At 60.3% G+C, this 16764-nt stretch carries 14 protein-coding genes; 7 read left to right on the top strand and 7 right to left on the bottom strand.

The window, feature by feature from the left end; genetic code table 11:
* Positions 1 to 132: 132 nt before the first annotated feature.
* The 7 genes from AMC88_RS16615 to AMC88_RS16585 all read left to right on the top strand — a co-directional run bounded on the left by AMC88_RS16615 (position 133) and on the right by AMC88_RS16585 (position 5573).
* Complete coding sequence (locus AMC88_RS16615) at positions 133 to 558, top strand: helix-turn-helix domain-containing protein (protein WP_010025368.1); 426 nt, start codon at positions 133 to 135, stop codon at positions 556 to 558.
* A 9-nt stretch (positions 559 to 567) separates the two neighbouring features.
* A complete protein-coding gene (locus AMC88_RS16610; RefSeq protein ID WP_064829998.1) occupies positions 568 to 2412 on the top strand; it encodes a hypothetical protein in 1845 nt (614 codons plus the stop codon).
* Between the two features lie 20 nt (positions 2413 to 2432).
* Positions 2433 to 2645, top strand: a complete 213-nt coding sequence (locus AMC88_RS16605; RefSeq protein ID WP_009999342.1) for a hypothetical protein — start codon at positions 2433 to 2435, stop codon at positions 2643 to 2645.
* A 42-nt stretch (positions 2646 to 2687) separates the two neighbouring features.
* Positions 2688 to 3863, top strand: coding sequence for a YcaO-like family protein (locus AMC88_RS16600; protein ID WP_041683745.1), 1176 nt, complete (start codon positions 2688 to 2690; stop codon positions 3861 to 3863).
* Entirely contained in the window at positions 3860 to 4567 is a 708-nt protein-coding gene (locus AMC88_RS16595) for a TfuA-like protein (RefSeq protein ID WP_064825529.1), read from the top strand. The genes AMC88_RS16600 and AMC88_RS16595 overlap by 4 nt, the downstream gene beginning before the upstream one ends.
* A gap of 102 nt (positions 4568 to 4669) precedes the next feature.
* On the top strand, positions 4670 to 4918 hold the full coding sequence (locus tag AMC88_RS16590; protein WP_037116551.1) for a hypothetical protein: 249 nt from the start codon (positions 4670 to 4672) through the stop codon (positions 4916 to 4918).
* Positions 4919 to 5084: 166 nt separating this feature from the next.
* Positions 5085 to 5573, top strand: coding sequence for a hypothetical protein (locus tag AMC88_RS16585; RefSeq protein ID WP_041683744.1), 489 nt, complete (start codon positions 5085 to 5087; stop codon positions 5571 to 5573).
* Between the two features lie 534 nt (positions 5574 to 6107).
* Here the strand turns inward: AMC88_RS16585 and AMC88_RS16580 are convergent.
* From AMC88_RS16580 to AMC88_RS16550, 7 genes are all read right to left on the bottom strand, one after another.
* Entirely contained in the window at positions 6108 to 6314 is a 207-nt protein-coding gene (locus AMC88_RS16580) for a hypothetical protein (RefSeq protein ID WP_004676311.1), read from the bottom strand.
* A gap of 1188 nt (positions 6315 to 7502) precedes the next feature.
* Positions 7503 to 8612 carry a glycosyltransferase family 2 protein gene (locus AMC88_RS16575; RefSeq protein ID WP_012484879.1) on the bottom strand — a complete coding sequence of 370 codons (1110 nt, stop codon included), beginning with the start codon at positions 8610 to 8612 and terminating at the stop codon, positions 7503 to 7505.
* 5 nt (positions 8613 to 8617) lie between these two features.
* A complete protein-coding gene (locus AMC88_RS16570) occupies positions 8618 to 10369 on the bottom strand; it encodes an ABC transporter ATP-binding protein (RefSeq protein WP_012484878.1) in 1752 nt (583 codons plus the stop codon).
* Positions 10362 to 11432: a glycosyltransferase family 2 protein gene (locus AMC88_RS16565; RefSeq protein ID WP_184328497.1), complete on the bottom strand. Its 1071-nt coding sequence runs from the start codon at positions 11430 to 11432 to the stop codon at positions 10362 to 10364. Before AMC88_RS16565 ends, AMC88_RS16570 begins: the two co-directional genes overlap by 8 nt.
* Before the next feature lie 5 nt (positions 11433 to 11437).
* Positions 11438 to 14437 (bottom strand): trifunctional glycosyltransferase/class I SAM-dependent methyltransferase/polysaccharide deacetylase, encoded by a 3000-nt coding sequence (locus AMC88_RS16560; RefSeq protein ID WP_064825527.1) that lies wholly within the window; start codon positions 14435 to 14437, stop codon positions 11438 to 11440.
* The gene (locus AMC88_RS16555) at positions 14431 to 15609 is read right to left on the bottom strand and encodes a glycosyltransferase family 2 protein (RefSeq protein ID WP_012484875.1); all 1179 of its coding nucleotides are present in this window, start codon (positions 15607 to 15609) and stop codon (positions 14431 to 14433) included. The genes AMC88_RS16560 and AMC88_RS16555 overlap by 7 nt, the downstream gene beginning before the upstream one ends.
* Before the next feature lie 84 nt (positions 15610 to 15693).
* Positions 15694 to 16647: an NAD-dependent epimerase/dehydratase family protein gene (locus tag AMC88_RS16550; protein WP_011426430.1), complete on the bottom strand. Its 954-nt coding sequence runs from the start codon at positions 16645 to 16647 to the stop codon at positions 15694 to 15696.
* Between the last annotated feature and the right edge of the window lie 117 nt (positions 16648 to 16764).

Raw genomic sequence — 16764 nt, 5'->3', positions numbered from 1 at the left:
GTATTCCACAGGTTGTTTCTATTGTGCGCTGCGCTGAAAAAAATTCTTACAAAATATTTACTTTTAGTTGCATTCTTGCTCAAATTCTCCATTATACAGCGGGCGTGCAGATAAAGCGGGAGACCTATTCACATGAAGGCCAAATCGCCGAATTCGATCGACGTCTATGTTGGCAACCGCGTGAGAGTTCGGCGGAAGACGCTCGGGATGACCCAGCATGGTTTGGCTGAACTTCTGGGCATTACCTTTCAGCAGATTCAAAAATACGAAAAAGGAACGAATCGCATCGGCGCCAGCCGTCTTCAGCGCATTTCCGAGATCCTTCGCGTGCCCGTCGGCTTTTTCTTCGAGAACGGCGGCTCCGGACCGATCGAAGGTGAGACGAGCGAGTTGAACAAATTCCTGTCGTCGAAGGAAGGACTGGCGCTCAACAAAGCGTTTATCGCCATCGAGGATCCGAATATCAGGCAAAAACTGGTGGCACTGGCCAAAAGCCTGGCTGTTACGGGCTTGCCCGACATCGACAGCGAACTGCAGGATCCGGTGGTGCACAACTGAGGATGGATCGTGTTTCATCTGCAGACATTCGGCGATCTGCGGTTGACCGAGACGAGTGGCGAACCAGTTCGCTATCCGATCAAAGGTCTGTTGATGATGGCCCATATCTATGCCGGGGCGAGCCATGAGCTCAGCCGCTATGAACTGGCACAGTTTCTATGGAGCGACGTCGAGCCGGAATTGGCGCGGCTCAATCTGCGCAAAATGTTGTCTCGCATCCGCGAGATGGACGGCGGACGCGCCGAACTAGCCTTCGATTTCACCGCCACGACGGTTCGTCTTAACACGCAGGTGGTTTCCAGCGACCTGGATGTCTTTCGAGCCGGTGGTGCGCCGCTGGACCGGCTGCACGCGATCGCCGAACTGACCCAGCGCGGTTTCATCGGAAATATCAAGCCGGCGACAAAGCCGATCAGCGCGTGGGTCAGGGCGCAGCGGGACGTCCAGGCGCTGCAAATGCGTCAAGCCTTGCTGGAGGCCTTGCCCGAGGTGCAGAAACCCGGCGCGGTGCGCATCATTTCGAGCGCTGCCCTGCAACTCCTCGAGCGGGATCAGAATGACGAGCAGGTGAGGGCGCTGCTGCACCAGCTCTCCGGCGGCTCGTCGTTCGGCGAGAGACTGGCAAATGGCGACGTCCACCCAAAGGTGGAGGTGAAGCGTTCCGAGCTTGCCAGTCAGTCGACCGAGGTCGAAAACATATCGGCGGGGCCGCTGATCCTGCCCCGTCTGGTGTTGCTTCCCCCGACAGCCAAGCATGCCGATGCCGGACTTGCCCTTGCCAACGCCCTGATCGAAGACGTCACCATAGAATTGTGCGCGCTTCGAAACATTTCCATTGTCGCGCCGCATACGGCCGGCCAGATCCGCCGTGACTCCGAGAAGGCGGCCGTGGTCGCCAGGCACTCGATCGCCTATCTTCTGGACACCCGATTTTCCGAAGAGGGGCTGTTCGCGCAGCTGATCTATTTCCCCACGGACGAGATTATCTGGGCCAACCGCTTTGCGATGGACCCCGATATATTGCCGCGGCAGAGGCGGGTGATCGCCCAGCAGTTGACCGTGTCCGTGGCCCGCGAGCTAGCCGAGAACGAGGAAGAACGGTTACGCTTCGAAGCCAATCCCGGGGCCTATCACGCCTATCTCGTCGGCTCGAGCCTGATGAGCAAGCTGACATTGCCGCATATCCGCCGGGCAAGGAAGGCGTTCAAACAGTCGCTGTCGTATAAGGCGGATTTCTCCGCCTCGTTTACCGGACTGGCAAGAACCTTCACCAGCGAATGGCTCGTCCGGGCGCAGGGAAATAACGAGCTGCTGCAGCTGGCGGAGCAGCATGCGCTTCGCGCAATCGAGCGGGATCCGCAATCGGCGGCAGGCCATCGTGAGCTTGGGGTCACCAAGCTTTACCTCGGCGATGTCGATGCGAGCGTCGCGGCCCTTCATCTGGCTGAAGAGCTCAGCCCGCATTTTGCCGATGTCATCTATAGCCATGCTGACACGCTCGTGCACGCGTCCCGCCCCGGCGACGCGCTCGCCAAGATCAGAAAAGCAATTTCGCTCAATCCGATCGCGCCTGACGCCTATCTCTGGTGTGCCGCGGGGGCCAGTTTCTTTCTGGAACAGTATGAGGAGGCCATCGCCTATGTCGAGGCGATGAAAGACAAAGCGCCGGCCCATCGCATCGCCGCGGCCAGTTGCGCAATGATCGGCGATCGGAAACGGGCACTCTTCCATCGGCAACGCGCCGAAAGCATCAACCCGGTGTTCGACGTCGAGAAGTGGCTCGCCATCGTTCCATTCAAAGAGCATTGGCAAAAAGAGCTATATCGGGAGGGCCTGTTGAAGGCCGGGTTTTAACAATAGCTGAGGGGCATTACATGGCGAAAGCTGTCATCATAGGAATACCGGGCGAGGCGGGTCTCTGGCTCGCCGATCTCAATGCGGGCACGGTTACGCAGCTCAGCCCGACGGGGGATCTGGCGACTGCGAGCAGCCTACGCAAAGCTGGTGGTACGTTCGTGAAGAGCGTCGATTTTGCTGTCGCCGTCTCGTCGGCACAGGTCGCTCTTTCCGGCCACGTCGACGGCTGATCCGGCATTCTGACGGACCAGTCCATATATTCCGACAGGATCATATCGCCGCGGGAAACCCTTTCCCGCGTCGAGCCCTTGTTGGCCAGGTTCGGCATAACCCGGGTTGCGCGTCACACCGGGCTGGACGACGTCGGAATCCCCGTCTGGTGCGCTTATACCCCGAATTCGCGATCGATCGTGATTGCCCAGGGGAAAGGCCTGACCGATATCGATGCCAAAGTGTCCACGGTCATGGAAGCCCTGGAGCGGGCCGTTGCGGGCGAACCTTTCGTCGATCGGTTCCGCGGCAGCGCGTCCGGCCTGCGGGCGATGGGATACGAGATCGATAGGCTGGACTGCCTGATCGCCATCCATAAACCCGAGCTCGGCCCAGACGAGGAGACGGATTGGGTGGCCGGCATCGATTTGCTCACCGGCGAGCAGATTTATATCCCTTTTGAAGCGGTGGTTCTCGACCGTACGCGCGATGCCCGATACTGGATGTCATCGGACGGCCTGGCCTCGGGAAACAACCTCGAGGAAGCGATTTTTCACGGTGTGCTCGAGCGGATCGAGCGGGACGCCCATGTGCTGTGGCAAGTCGGCGCGGAAGCGGATCGTTATGCCGGCTGCGTCGATCCCTGCGGTTTCCAGGATCGCGCCCTGAACGAGTTGGTCGGCAAGATCGAAGCGTCGGGATTGGCGCTCAGGCTCTTCGATATCACCAGCGACATTGCCATTCCCTGCTTCACCGCCATGCTGGGCCCCGGAGATTCTGTTCTAGACCCGCGGCATCGCCACGGCGGCAGGGACATCCGCCTCGTCGAGGTGACCGGCGGCACCGGGGCCCATCCCTCTCCCGTGCGCGCAGCCATTCGGGCGGTAACGGAAGCCGCGCAATCGCGGCTCACCTATATCAGCGGAGCCAGGGACGATATTTCACCGGCCACCTTTACACGATCCTTGCCGCCGCTGCTGCGGCGAGCCTTCAAGGCAGTCCCCGGATCGCCGCGCCCAGCGCCAGAACATCGGCCAGGGGATCTGGCGCAGATGCTGCAGCATGTACTGGAGGCCTTGCGAACAAAAGGGATCGGTTCGGTCATCGCCGTACGCCTCAGCGAGGACACGCTTCCCTTCAGCGTCGTTAAGGTGGTTATTCCCGCGCTTGAAAATCCGGAAGGGGAGCGTGCTCGGCAGTTGGGAACAAGGGCGCTGGCGAGGGCGATCGGCTTTTGAAGATCATCTTCGCAGGACCAAGTCTTCCAGACGCAGCCGCGCTTGCCGGCGAGGCGATATGCGTCCTGCCGCCTGCGACGCAGGGGGATGTTCTGGCTGCGGCGGAGCAGGGTGCCAATGTCATCGGTCTGATCGACGGCGGCTTCGAATATGCCGCACCGGTCTGGCATAAGGAAATTCTCCGCGCCCTCTCACTTGGCGTGACGGTTCTGGGGGCGGCAAGCATGGGTGCGCTGCGGGCTGCAGAATGCCATTCGTTCGGCATGATCGGGATCGGCCGCATCTTCGAAGATTACCGCTCGGGCCGGCTGGTCGATGATGCCGCCGTCGCGCTCGTGCATGCGCCGCACGGACTCGGCAGCAAACCGTTGACGATACCGCTCGTCAATGTCAGCGCCACGCTCGATGTCATGGAAAGGAATGAACTGCTCCCGGAAGGGGTGCGCCGGGAGCTTGAAAATGCCGCGAGCGCCGTCTTCTTCAAGAGGCGGACGTGGCGGGCGATCGTCGAGCAATGCGCCGGCATAGCGCCGCCGGATCGCGCCAAACTATTGACGGCCCTTGCCGCGCATTCCGTCGATCAAAAACGCATCGATGCGCTGGAGCTATTAAAAGCGGTGCAGGCAGCCGCCGATCTCCGCGTGAATGCTGATTTGTCCTGGAAATTGCACGAGACCGCATTTCCTACACGGCCCGCTTTGTGAATCAAAAGCGGCAATCGTCACCGAGAGTTGTGTCACGCTTTTTTCACGGGCTCGGCCACGCCAGCCCGCGTAATATTCCTTCAATTCGTTGGAGAAATGGGCATGGGCGTGACATCGGTTGCTAACGTAAATGCGGACCTCGGGGCGGAAGAAGGTCTGGACGAACTGCTCGCATTGGCGCGAATGATCGCCTATGCGCGACAGGTCGCTCAGGATGTCAAACTGCAATTCGCGACGAATTGCCTCGATCTTGCTCTTGAGGCGGTGAAGCAGGAAGTCGGCCAGGGGCTGACGAGGGATCTGGCGGAATTGAGTTCCTCTGTTCCGCAAGTAAGCGTAAAGAGACATTAGTCTGGCTTTCGGAGCTCTCGAAGGACGAGGTCGGCCACCAACCACCGCGGCCGAAGTCGCGCAAATCGCAGGGGATTGACTCACCTCGGAGCAAGGCTACGGTCTTCTCTTCCAGGTTGAGGGGTGGCGTATGAAATTCAGCTGCTTTGTGCGAGGCGGGAAAAACATGTCACGCTCTCTTCCCGCGGTCGCCGCTCTTCTCGCCCTGATCCCGGCCGCCGGCCATGCCAGCGAAGCGCGGGGAAAATTGGCGCCTCCGGCTGCGAATGGCTGTGTGGAAGTTAGCGGAACGGCCTTGACCGGAATGGCCGGAGGCCCGGCCTATTCGGCAGCCGAGCTCAAATGCGGCACAAAGCTCTTGCTGGTGCTGCAGCGCCAGACCGGCAGGAATGGAAACCTTCCCGTCTGGAGCGCGATCGATCAAGTGACGATTGCCAAGCCCAGTCCCCGCCACGAACTTCTGCAGCCGGGCTATTGCTCGTCGACCCGGTTTCCTGAGGACTCCGTCTTTGCGCTCGGCAGGATGGTGGAACAGCCGGATGGCTCCTATCGATCGGAGAACGTGGTCAAAGCCTGGAGGGTCGATATCAAGCGCGAAAGAATGGCCGCGATACCCGTCGACGGCCTGCTTTGCGCGCTGGACCCGGCCGATTGACTGGGGGCGGCAACATACTTGGCGAAAAAGGCCGCGCCCCGCTCTCCGACCTCAATCTGAGGCATCCCGCAGGGGCAAGGCGGTCACTGGTGGCGGGATGGATGCAAGAAGCAAGGCTGCGCGTGTCCTTCGAGGCTCCGGCCCTTGGCCTGCGCCCCTCAGGATGAGGGAGGTTGGAGGATGCCGCGCTGACAATTATTACGCCTGGCGGAGAAATGCCGCAGCCTCTCCGCCCTCATCCTGAGGTGCCCCGCACGGGCCTCGAAAGGCGAGGGCGGCCACTGGCCGTGCGGCAATGGATAGGCGCTGCCCGGATGGAGGCGGCCCGCAATCGACTAGGTTATAGCTTGGAGAAATCCGGGTTGGGTCCTGGGCCGCTGCCGCATATTCGGGCGGTATTCGATACCCGGCGCAAATAGACCTTCAGAACGAATGGTAAGCGGTTTCGTTGACGTTGTCTCCGGGCGAGGAGACGGCGGCGAGTTTGGTTTCAGCGCTCGTCTGATGATCGGCCGAGCCGGCCGATCGCTGCTCTCAATGGGTCAAATTGCGCTTCTGGGCCAGCAGTAAAATGTAATCGTCGGCAATGTCCGCAATGGCCATTGCGACTTCCGCCGGATCGCACCCCTCGACCTTCGTGTTTGCAATGAACTGATAAACCGCCTTCTCGATCTGTTTGCGGCAGATCATCACGCGTTCATCATAGCCAAATTCCGGGATCTGCGATGCCATATCACTCATCAGGTCAGCTCCTCACTACTTGCAGTGAACATGACACAAATTATAAGTTGAGCAAGCAAATGCTTTATCAAAGGTTAATTCAGCGACGAGGTGCGACCATTTCGACACAGATTTGGTCAGTCAAAAGCCATTTCGGCGTGTTGAATTGAGTGAAGTCTTTCACGCAGGCGGATTGACTGTTCATGCCGGGAGCCGATCGATGAGAGGGGGTGTCTCTGAGCCTGCGGCTCTTTGGTCTCGGACCTCCTGGCGGATTTGAAGTGACCGGTCGAAGGCTTGCCAGTGCCGGTCTGTCCGCTGCGGGGTGATCTGCTATTATCCTTTGATATGTCAAGATGTTAAACCTCCGTTCGCCTTCATGATCGTCATTCTTCGAAGTTGAATTCTGTTGCCCACTTTCGAGGCCGGCTCATGCTGGGATCGTCGAATTTAGTCCTGGCTGTTTCTTCCCAAGTGTTGCCTTGCCGCGTCGCTACGACGAAAGAAGAGAGGGAAAGAATGTGAGGATCTCTTATGTTTTTCGACCGGAATGTAAGGCGGTTGCCGTCGAGCGGCATGTGCAATAACTTTGGATATAAATTAAGATAAAATTAAAATTTTATCAAAAGGTAAATATATATATTTCAGATGCTGGTTGTACTTAAGTTTCTGTTTTGTGATGACTGGCTGTCTTATGGTTAATAACGGCAAGATGTGCTTATTTCAATAATAAAGATGATCTCGTCTATCACTTTATAATAATGACATTATCTCTATGGGGGGCGCATTGCTGTCGCGTAATGTCAGCGCCAAGCGGAAGCACTTGGCGTTGAGCGCGTGCCCGATCATTGCTTGCGGATATACAGGTTTTGCGCAAGGCCATCGCAACAGGGGATATCGCTGTCGGCGCAGCACTTCTTTTCCGATGCAGCGATCATAACGGTCGCCCTGCGGCAACCCATCCCTCAAAAAGCTGAGGACCCGCCGGGGTGGATGACGGGTCCTCTGGTAGGATTGCTTGCACAGTGCGTAGCTATGATTGCGCTTAATCTTGATATTGTCACAGCTTATTAGCGGAGGATTATAGTTTCCCACAGTTTTGTCATTTTTGCGACGGAAAATATTTTACGTGGCGTTCGATTTGTACTGAATATTTAATGAATAGTTGACAACGGAGCGGAGGTGCCGGCCTTCAGAACCGGGAATAATCTATCTCCTGGACATCGCAGCGCAATCTCCGCCGCAACGGTCGATTTCCGACAAGCGCCGGAACAAGGCTTTCGTTCGAAAACGCGACCATCCGCCCACCAGCGGTATAACAGGATCCATTTCCTCGAATTTCTTGAAATTTGTCTGCTTTTGCCGCCCGAACGGCGGGGCTTTCGACAACACCCTGTTTGCGGCTCTGGCGGCTTTTGAAAAGATCAGTTTGGTTATGACACTGGCAGCAAGCAATGGACTATGATGATAGACGTACTTGAGCGAGATTGCGGCGCTGTGCCAATCTTTCAAAGCCGCAAATTTTGAGAATGCATAGAGGTGGGCCGAGGCGCGGGCGCAGCTGACGACGAAAGCAGGAAGCTGCGGATTGCGCGCGACGCATCGCTCGTAGACGGCCAGAAGCGATTGCGCCATTCGGGATCTGTCGGCAGACATGGCCGCAGCATGAACGCGATAGCCCACCAGCCCGAGTGGCACTGCCTCGATCTTGAAATGCTCGGCGGTGCGGAGTTCGAAATCGAAGTCTTCGCATCCTCCGATTCCCTGATTGGCATAGCTCGGATCGTAGCCGCCGATCTTGTCGATGACGGCACGGCGCACCATGAAGCCGCTGCCATTGCCGACGAAGCGGAAGACGAGATGGCGGATCAGAATGGAATCGCGAGCGCTGAGCGACGAGCCGGACCGCGTACAATATCCCTCGGAATCGACGAAACGGTGAAGGGCATAAACGGCACCCCAGGCCTCGGGCAGCGGATGGAGCGCCGACAACATCCTTTCGACATACGTCGGATGCCAGAGGTCGTCTGCATCAAGGAAGGCGAGATAGCCGGCCTTCGATGCGGCGATCCCGGTATTGCGCGCCGCGGCGACGCCGCGGTTTTCCGTCGAAAGAAGCTTGATTCTCGGATCGGCAGCGGCGAAGCGGCGGCAGATGGAGGCTGTCTCATCGGTCGAGCCATCGTCGACGACAATGATCTCCAGCGCCTTGTGGGTCTGATCGATGACGGACCGAAGCGTCTGGTCAATATAGTCGCTGGCATTATAGGCGGGGATCACCACCGCGACCAAAATTTCTGACGTGCTCGACATCTCCATCGCCGTCACCCGAGTTTGGTTGCGAGTGTTGGCGGGCGAAGATCTATCTGGTTCCTCATCATCCTGGCGACCGCAGGGCGGTGGCTGACGACGATCAGCGTTCGGCCGGGATCTTCCTTGATTGCCGAAAACACCCGCATCTCGGTATTTTCATCGAGCGCGCTCGTGGCTTCGTCCAGGAGCAGGATCTGCGGCCGGCCGGCCAGCGCACGCGCCAGGCCGATGCGCTGGCGCTGTCCGCCTGAAAGCCGCACCGCCTCGTCACCCAGCCATTCGTCGAAGCCTTCCGGCAGGTTTTCGATGAATTCCGTGGCGCAGGCGACATCGGCGGCCCACCTGACGTCCTCATCGGAAATATCGCGACGGAAGCGGATGTTGTCGAAGACCGTGCCCTCCATCAGTTCGACATCCTGGCCCGAGACCGAGAGCAGGTGCAGCCAGCTCGCGCGGTCGACATCGGCGAGGTCCCTGCCGTCGATGGTGATTCTGCCGCGCGTCGGACGGGTAAGATCGAGGATCATGTTCAGGATTGTCGTTTTGCCGGAGCCGCTTGGCCCGGTCAGAGCCGTCGTTTCGCCTGCCTTGATCGAGAAGTTGAGGTTTTGAACGGCCGGCGCGTTCGCCTGCTCATAGGTGAAGGAGACGTCGTGGAAGACGATGGCTTCCGCCAGGCGGGGGACCGGAACGCCTTGCGCCGCCTGCTTGGTGTCGTCCCTTTCGGAAAGCAGCGCCAGGACGTTCTGCAGCGACGCTTCCATCTCGTAAAGACGCAGGATCTGGGAGTCGAATCCCTTGATATGAGGCTGAAGCCTGTAGAGAAGGATGGTGGCCGAAAGCGCTGCCTTGAAATCCACCGGCAGGAATTCCGAGGACAGGATGATCGTCAGGATGATCCCGAAGGTCAGGATTTCGCTCAACAGCGAGGTCGCCGCCCCCATCCAGTCCGAGTGGCGCCAGGTTCGGCCGACTTCCCTGGAAAGTGCTGCGAAGAGCTGCTGGTGGCGCTGCTCGAGGCCAAAGCTTTTGACCGCCTTCAAGGTCTGCAGCGTCGTCCAGCTCAGCTGCGTCAAGGCTTCGACGGCGGCCAGCGCCGAGGCGCCAAGGCGCCGGTAGGCGCCGGCAAAGAACCCCAAGGCGAAGTTATGGACGAAGCCGAAGGCAAGCCCGAGCAAGGCAATCGGCCAAGCCATCACAAGCATGCCGATGCCGAAGATGACGATCGTGCCGAAATTGACACCGAGACGCACCAAGCTCGCATGTGCCGAGGATACCGCATAGGCTTCGGTGGCGATCACATTGATCAGATCGCTGCGCTCATAGTGCTGAAAGCGCTGGAACGGGATGGTCAGGATCTTGGCGTAGAGGCGGTCGCGCATGCGATCGCTGATCTTGTGGTTGATCGTGCTTGTGATCAGCGAATTGACGAATCCGAGAAGAATGCGCAGCAGGATGGAGGCGATGAGGATGCCGATCAGCACGGGTTTGGAAAGACTGAGGTCGACGCCGCCGAAAAACGCCGGAAGCCCGGCAACGGCGGAGCCGGAAGCTGCGCCCTGCTGGCCGAGAACAAAGACGAGGCTCACCAGAAAGGTGATGCCGACCATCTCCGAAAATCCGGTGAGAATGCCGAGGACGATCATCACCGTCATTTTCAGCCGCAGCGCCGGCACGAGCTGTTGAAGCTCGCGGTAGCGGGCCGCGATGACCATGTTGTAGGCGCCGGCCGTGCGGGGGGTGGATTTCCGAAACCTATTCATTGTCAGCCATCCGCGACGATGTCGGGCTGAGCACGCCGCAGAGCGGCAGGAAACGATCGCTGTATCGCGTGCCGGCCTGCGGAACGGCGGCACCCGCCAGGCGGGTCTTCGATCGTGTAGGCTTTCGCAGGATCTGTCTTGCAATCCGCACGCCCTGGCGTTTTGCCAGACGAAAGCTCTGCTGCAGGCCATGGACGATCAGCTGCGGGCCGTATTGCATCGCCAGCATCGGCGCCAGCTTCTTGGCCTGGGCAAAATCGCGGTTTGCAAGGGCCTTGTTGAAATACCAGTGCGTCGTGTTGAATTTGGCAGTCTGGATATCGCGCCTCAGATGCGGGTAGCGCTCGATGAGGGGCGCCATCACCAGGGCGTGGGATTGCAGCATCCGATAGGCGTTGCTCGACATGTTTCCCCGGGTGAAGCGATAACCGGTGAGGAAATCGGGAACCAGTGCGAATGGCAGGCTCTCAGCCAAGGCGAGATAGAGCTTGAGATCCTCGCAGCCTTCGGCGCCGCTGTCGCGTAGGCCGGCGTCGTAGCCGCCGCAGCGCAGAACCTCGGCGCGCGGCATCAGCGGCGTGCTGCCATTGCCGATGAAGTTCTCCCGCAGCAACGGTTCGAAGATGTTGCCTTCATGCAGGACCGGGCGTGAATGGCCGAAAATGACGCCGTTTTCGTCGATCGCCGCATACCAGTTGTAGGCGACGCCACGGCCGCCGGGATATTTTCGCAGCGACTGCAGCTGGCGCTCGATCTTCTCGGGATGCCATATGTCGTCGGCGTCGACAGGCGCCACATAGGCGCCCCGCGCCTCGGCGATGCCGTGATTGCGGGCCCGGGCAACGCCGCCATTGACCTGACGGAGGACCCGGACACGGCGGTCGGTGAGGCCATAGTCGCTGGCAAGCGCAAAGGTGCCGTCCCGCGATCCGTCATCGACCACAAGGATCTCGAGCTTGTCGTAGGTTTGGTTCGAGACGCTTTGCAACGTTTCGAGAAGCATCTTTTCGGCGTTGTAGGCCGGGATGACGGCGGTGATCAAAGGGGTCGCTGCGGTGCTCATGATTGTCATCCGATAAAGGCTCCGGGCAGGCCCATCAGTGCGGGGAAGGCTTCAAGCGGCCGGTCGCCACGAACTTCGAGGCGCGGCAGGCCGAAGACATTGTCGGAAAAGGCGGCTGTCGCGGCGCGTGTGGTGAAGCCGATCGTATAGCCTGCAAGGGAAAGAATGCCTGGCACCCTGAAGTCGGTGGCACCGTAGGGCAGCGCGATCGAAACCACGGAGCTGCCCAGTCGGGTTTCCAACGCATGGCGCGACCGCCGGGCTTCGGCGAGCAAGGCATCGTTTTCCATCGCGCTCGCCGGCGTGTGGGAGGCGAGATGGGAGCCGAAGCTAATGCCTTTCTGCTGCAGGTCCTGCATATCCGGCCACTCCATCAGCGCCGCCGGCTCGCCATAGGCGCAATCCCAGTCCGAGCGGCCGCCGACCTTGTCGGTGACGACGAAGACGTCGGCGCTGAAATCATTCTCGGCCAGGATCGGGAAGGCGTTGGTACGGAAATCGAGATAGGCGTCGTCGAAGCTCAGCATGACCGGCCGGCCCTGGATCGGCTTGCCGCTGCGCAAAAGATTGGCGAGCGTCGGCGCGGTCACGGCGTAATAGCCGTGCCGGCGCAGGAATTGCATCTGCTTGCGGAACATATCCGGCGGCGTGCGGAAGCGCCGCAGCGCGGCGGGGCCGTCCTCGGCGATCCGGTGATACATCAGGATGGGGACGGAGGTCGTCACCTCGGTTGCCCATGCCGCCTCGCGCGCGATGCCCGCCGGTCCTGAGATGATGTGCTTTGCCACATCGACGTCCAGCGGCGTTCCATGCGTCTCGGCCCGCAGGACGGGATCGGCCACCGTGGCTTTGCGGAAGCGGTGGATGGCGTAAAGCGCGGTATCGATCGTCTCTTCGAGGGCAAGTCCCGCCTGTTCGGCCAGAACCCGTCTGATCGTCTCGACCCCGAAAGGATGGTCCCAATCGAAACCGGTTCGGCCGGGTTCGTCGCGACGCAGATGCGGATGGGCGGTGATCAGACATCCCCCCGGCTTCAGCGCCGCCGCCATCTTGCGGCAGATATCCGCAAGCATCTCCTCATCCTTCATGTAATAGAGCACTTCCGAGCAAAGGATGAGATCCTGATCGGGGGGAAGCTGTTGTCTGACGAAGTCGAGAACCCGGAGCTCGACATTGGAGAGATCGCGGCAGCGCTTGGCAGCCCTGTCGATCGCCCGCTGCGAAATATCGGTGGCCGTCACCCGGCCGACCGCGCGCGCCAGCTTCTCGGTAAAGATCCCCTCGGCGCAGGCAAGTTCCAGAGCCGTTTCGGTCCCCTGCGGGACAAGGCTCAATGTCTGCGCATATTTGACCTGCTCGTAGACGGAGAGGTAATTCCACGGATCCGGCCGCTCGAAAACCTGCTCCCAATAGTCTTCCGCCGACTGCGCCTGCGGAGCCGGCTTTTCATTCTGCGGCGCCGCGGCGGCTGCACGCCGCATCGGCGGCAAGCCGCGTTCGAGATCGCGCAGGATGTCGGATAGGCGGGCGTCATTATCCTGCCTGTCGCCCGGCGCTTGGGCCAGGACGGCATTGCGGCCGGTCCGCACCAGAAGCTTTTCGAGGCGAGCCCGCCGCCGGCCGCCGCGGAGGATGAGGCCGCCGTAGCTTCGGTAGCCGCGTAGCGCCTCCCTTGCCCAGGCAGCCGCATAGGCGAGCGTGGGCTGTTGCTCGAGATGATCTCCCGCCTGCATCTCCTGCAGGATCGGCCGGATCTGCGCCCGGATCGACAGGTCGCCCCAGAGCGGCCCGACAAAGGTGCCGATATGCGCGTCGCCGGAAAAACCGTGCATGATCAGGGTATCGGCCTGCTCGGCCCTAGCGATCCTGGACAGGGCGCCGAGTGTGACGCTCTCCACCTGGACAGTGCCGAGCGTGAAGGATCGCCGAAGGTTGCCGGCGGATAGCTGCCAGGCGGCGGCTTCGAGGATCTTGCGGCCGGTGCCGGGCAGGGAATGACGCTGGATCAGCCGGACGAGCCGGCTGAAAGTCGGCCACCATTGTTCGGGTGCATCGACGAGATCGTTGGCCCGGTCGGGAAGGAGGCCGGTCTGCAGGCCGTGCAGGATCACGCCGGCAAAAAAGCTCTCATAGCCTGCAACATCCGGCATGTCCGGCAGCAGGGCGGCAAGAGCTGCTATATCGAGGGTCGGATCGTGCTTGGCCGCGACGACCCAGACGAGCATGCGCAATCGGCTGACGGCGGGCGTGATCCAGCCGGTCTCCGGCCCCTCGGCCGGCAAGCCGTGCTGCCGGCGCAGTGCCTCGGCCTTCGCAGTCACGGAAATGGCGTCACGCACCAGCTTCGTCGGATCGCCGGAAAGCGAGCCCGGCTTCATGCGATAGAAAGCCAGGCAAGCGTCGACACGGCGAAATTCTGCCCCCGCAAAGGCCATGCGCAGCCAGAGATCCCACTCCTCGCAGGTCTGCAGGTCCTCATCCATGCCGCCGACCCGTTCGAAAAGGCTTTTGGGAAAGACCACCGTATGAATGGCGAGCGCGCAGAAGGACGAGAATTCGCGCTTGGCGGCATCGCCGGCAAGGAGCGGCGCCTGTTCCACCGGCATCGGCCGGCCGTCCGGGGCAACCCGACGATAGGAGCAATAGGCGATGGCGGGCGGCGATCCATCCGCCGCCATCGGCAGCATGGTTTCGATGAAGGCCGGATCCAGCCAGTCGTCGGCGTCGAGCATGCAGAGCAGGGGGGCGGCGGCTAGGCGGGCAGCATGGTTTCTGGCCGCCGCAGCACCTGTATTGGCCTGGCGGGCGGCGACGATGCGGCTGTCGGCGGCGGCAAGCGCCTCGAGCAGCTCCCAGGTGCGGTCGCTCGAACCGTCGTCGACCACCACCGCCTGCCAGTTCGCTTTCGTCTGCCGCTGCAGGCTGGCGAGCGCTTCGGCAAGCGTGTCCTGTGCATTGTATGCAGGAATAAGGAAGGAAATTTCCGGCGCCATAGCTGTCACCATGCGCGCATCTTCCAGCGGCGCAGGACGTAGAGCGCGCCGTTGACACTGCCGAGCATCTCCTGCTTCAGGAAGAAATCGTGCGAAGTAGCGCCCCTGCGCAGGCGTTTGCGCAGCCTGCCGGCGAAATATTTCGGGAAGGAGATGAGGATGCGGCGGAGGTTGCCGCCGTTGCCGGTGTTCTGATACTGCACCAGCAGCGCGGCGATATGGCCGCTCATATATTGCTGGATCTGCCTGGCGAGCCCCTTCATATCCTTGCGATGAAAGTGCCAGGAGACGGCGGTCGGCTCGTAGCGGCAGACATGGCCGTGATGCAGCAGGCGGTTCCAATATTCGGAGTCGCCCGAGCAGCCGGCCGCACCCATATCGAGGCGGACGTCGAACAGGCCGATCTCGTCGAATACCTTGCGGCGGAAGGCTTGGCTTGCGCCGGCGCCGATCGTCCAGACCGGCGCGCCGTAGCGCCTGTGGCTTTCGTAGAAATCCCGGCCGAAATCCTGCCTGATGTAACCGCGGCCGAAACCCCAGTGCTTTTCGAAGATGAACTGCGCTGGCGTTGCCAGTTCTCCGGGCAGGATCAGGCCGGTGACGCAGCCGATCTCCGGCCGGTCGAACGCCTTCATCAGGTTCTCCAGCCATCGCTGGTGGAGAACGACGTCGTCGTCGGTAAAGGCGACGAATTCGGTTTTTGCCGCGCGGATTGCGGCATTGCGGGCAAAATCCAGCCCGACCCGGTTTTCGCGGACATAGGTGGCGCCTGCGTCCTCGACCACACGGCGGGTCGCATCGCCTGAAGACGCATTGTCGACCACGATAATCTCGGCCGGCTTCAGCGATTGTTCGGGGATCGAAGCGAGGCACCGGCGCAGCTCTTCCGGCCGGTCCTTGGTGCAGATCAGAATGCTGACATCGCGATTTTGAAGAGATTGCTGGGCGACCTCACGCGCATGCGCAAGCGTATCCGGCCGCACGGCACGTCCGGCAAGCTCGGCCGCAGCTTCGGGCCGGTCGACATAGGCCTGTCCGACGGGGAGGCCGTCGGCGAGAAAGACCACCAGCCCGGCCGATATCGGCGCGGTGACGGCATCCGGCTGATGCGATGCGAGATCGAGATAGTGAATCGGTACGGGAAAATTGACAGTCGCCAGGTCGGACGGAATGATTTCCTGCATCGTTACTCTCTCAACGCGCCACGAGCACAGGCTGGCACAAGGCCCTGCCCGGAATGCGGGAAGGCCTTAAAACCCCGGCGGTTATCAGGCCGCCCCCACCTTTATCTTTTCTCTGAACCAGTCGAGCGTCATCGCCACGCCCTGTTCGTAGCTGACCTTGCACGACCACTCGGGCATGACGGCGTAGGCGCGCGTCAGGTCCGGCCGCCTGTTGGTCGGATCCTGCGGCGGCGATGGCTCGAAGACGATCGGCACGCCGCCGACCAACTTGGAAACATATTTTGCGACTTCGAGAACGGTAATCTCGCGGTCGTTGCCGATATTCAAAGGCCCCTTGTAGTCGGTCTCGTTGATCCAGAAATAGCGCGCGAAACCATCGACGATGTCGTCGACATAGCCCCAGCTGCGCGACTGCTTGCCGTCGCCGAATACGGTGATCGGGCGGCCCGAAAGCGCCTGGGTGACGAAGTTGGAGACGGCGCGGCCGTCGTCGGGCCGGGTGCGCGGACCGTAAATATTGAAGGGGCGGATAACCTTGACGTTCAGCCCCTTGGTGCGCTGCATCTCGAACAGCAGCGCTTCGGTGCATCTCTTGCTCTCGTCGTAGGACGAGCGAGGGCCGGTACAGTCGACCTGCCCCTTGTAGGATTCCGGCTGCGGCGACACCAGAGGATCGCCGTAGATTTCGGAGGAGGAGGTGTAACCGAAGCGTCCGCCCTTCTTCAACAGATCGAGAAGCCGGAACGCGCCAAGGAGGTTCGCCGAAATCGTCCGCTTCGGTTCCTTCATGTACCAGGGCGGCGATGCCGGGGAGGCGAGATGGTAGATCTCGTCGAATTTTTCCGAAGTCTGCAAGGTCTCCACGTCCGATTTCACGAAGTGAAAGCGGGGATCCCTGATGTGCGAAATATTCTCGAATAGTCCCGTCCAGAGATTATCAACAACGACGAGCTTCTGAACGTCATTCCTAAGCAAAAGCCGATCGCAAAGATGCGAGCCGATAAACCCTGCTCCGCCAGATATCAATACGCTTTTCACTGGATTGCGCCTCTTGACTTGAAGAAAGGTGATTATCCATTAGCATCACCTGTAAGAACTGGCAATTACCTCGAACAATTCTAAAAAATACTCGCTTATTAATCTTAATTATTAATC

This window comes from Rhizobium phaseoli, from assembly GCF_001664385.1.
Taxonomy (GTDB): Bacteria; Pseudomonadota; Alphaproteobacteria; order Rhizobiales; family Rhizobiaceae; genus Rhizobium; species Rhizobium phaseoli.
The sequence above is the reverse complement of the archived record's forward strand: the minus strand, read 5'-3'. Positions and strand labels throughout refer to the sequence as shown.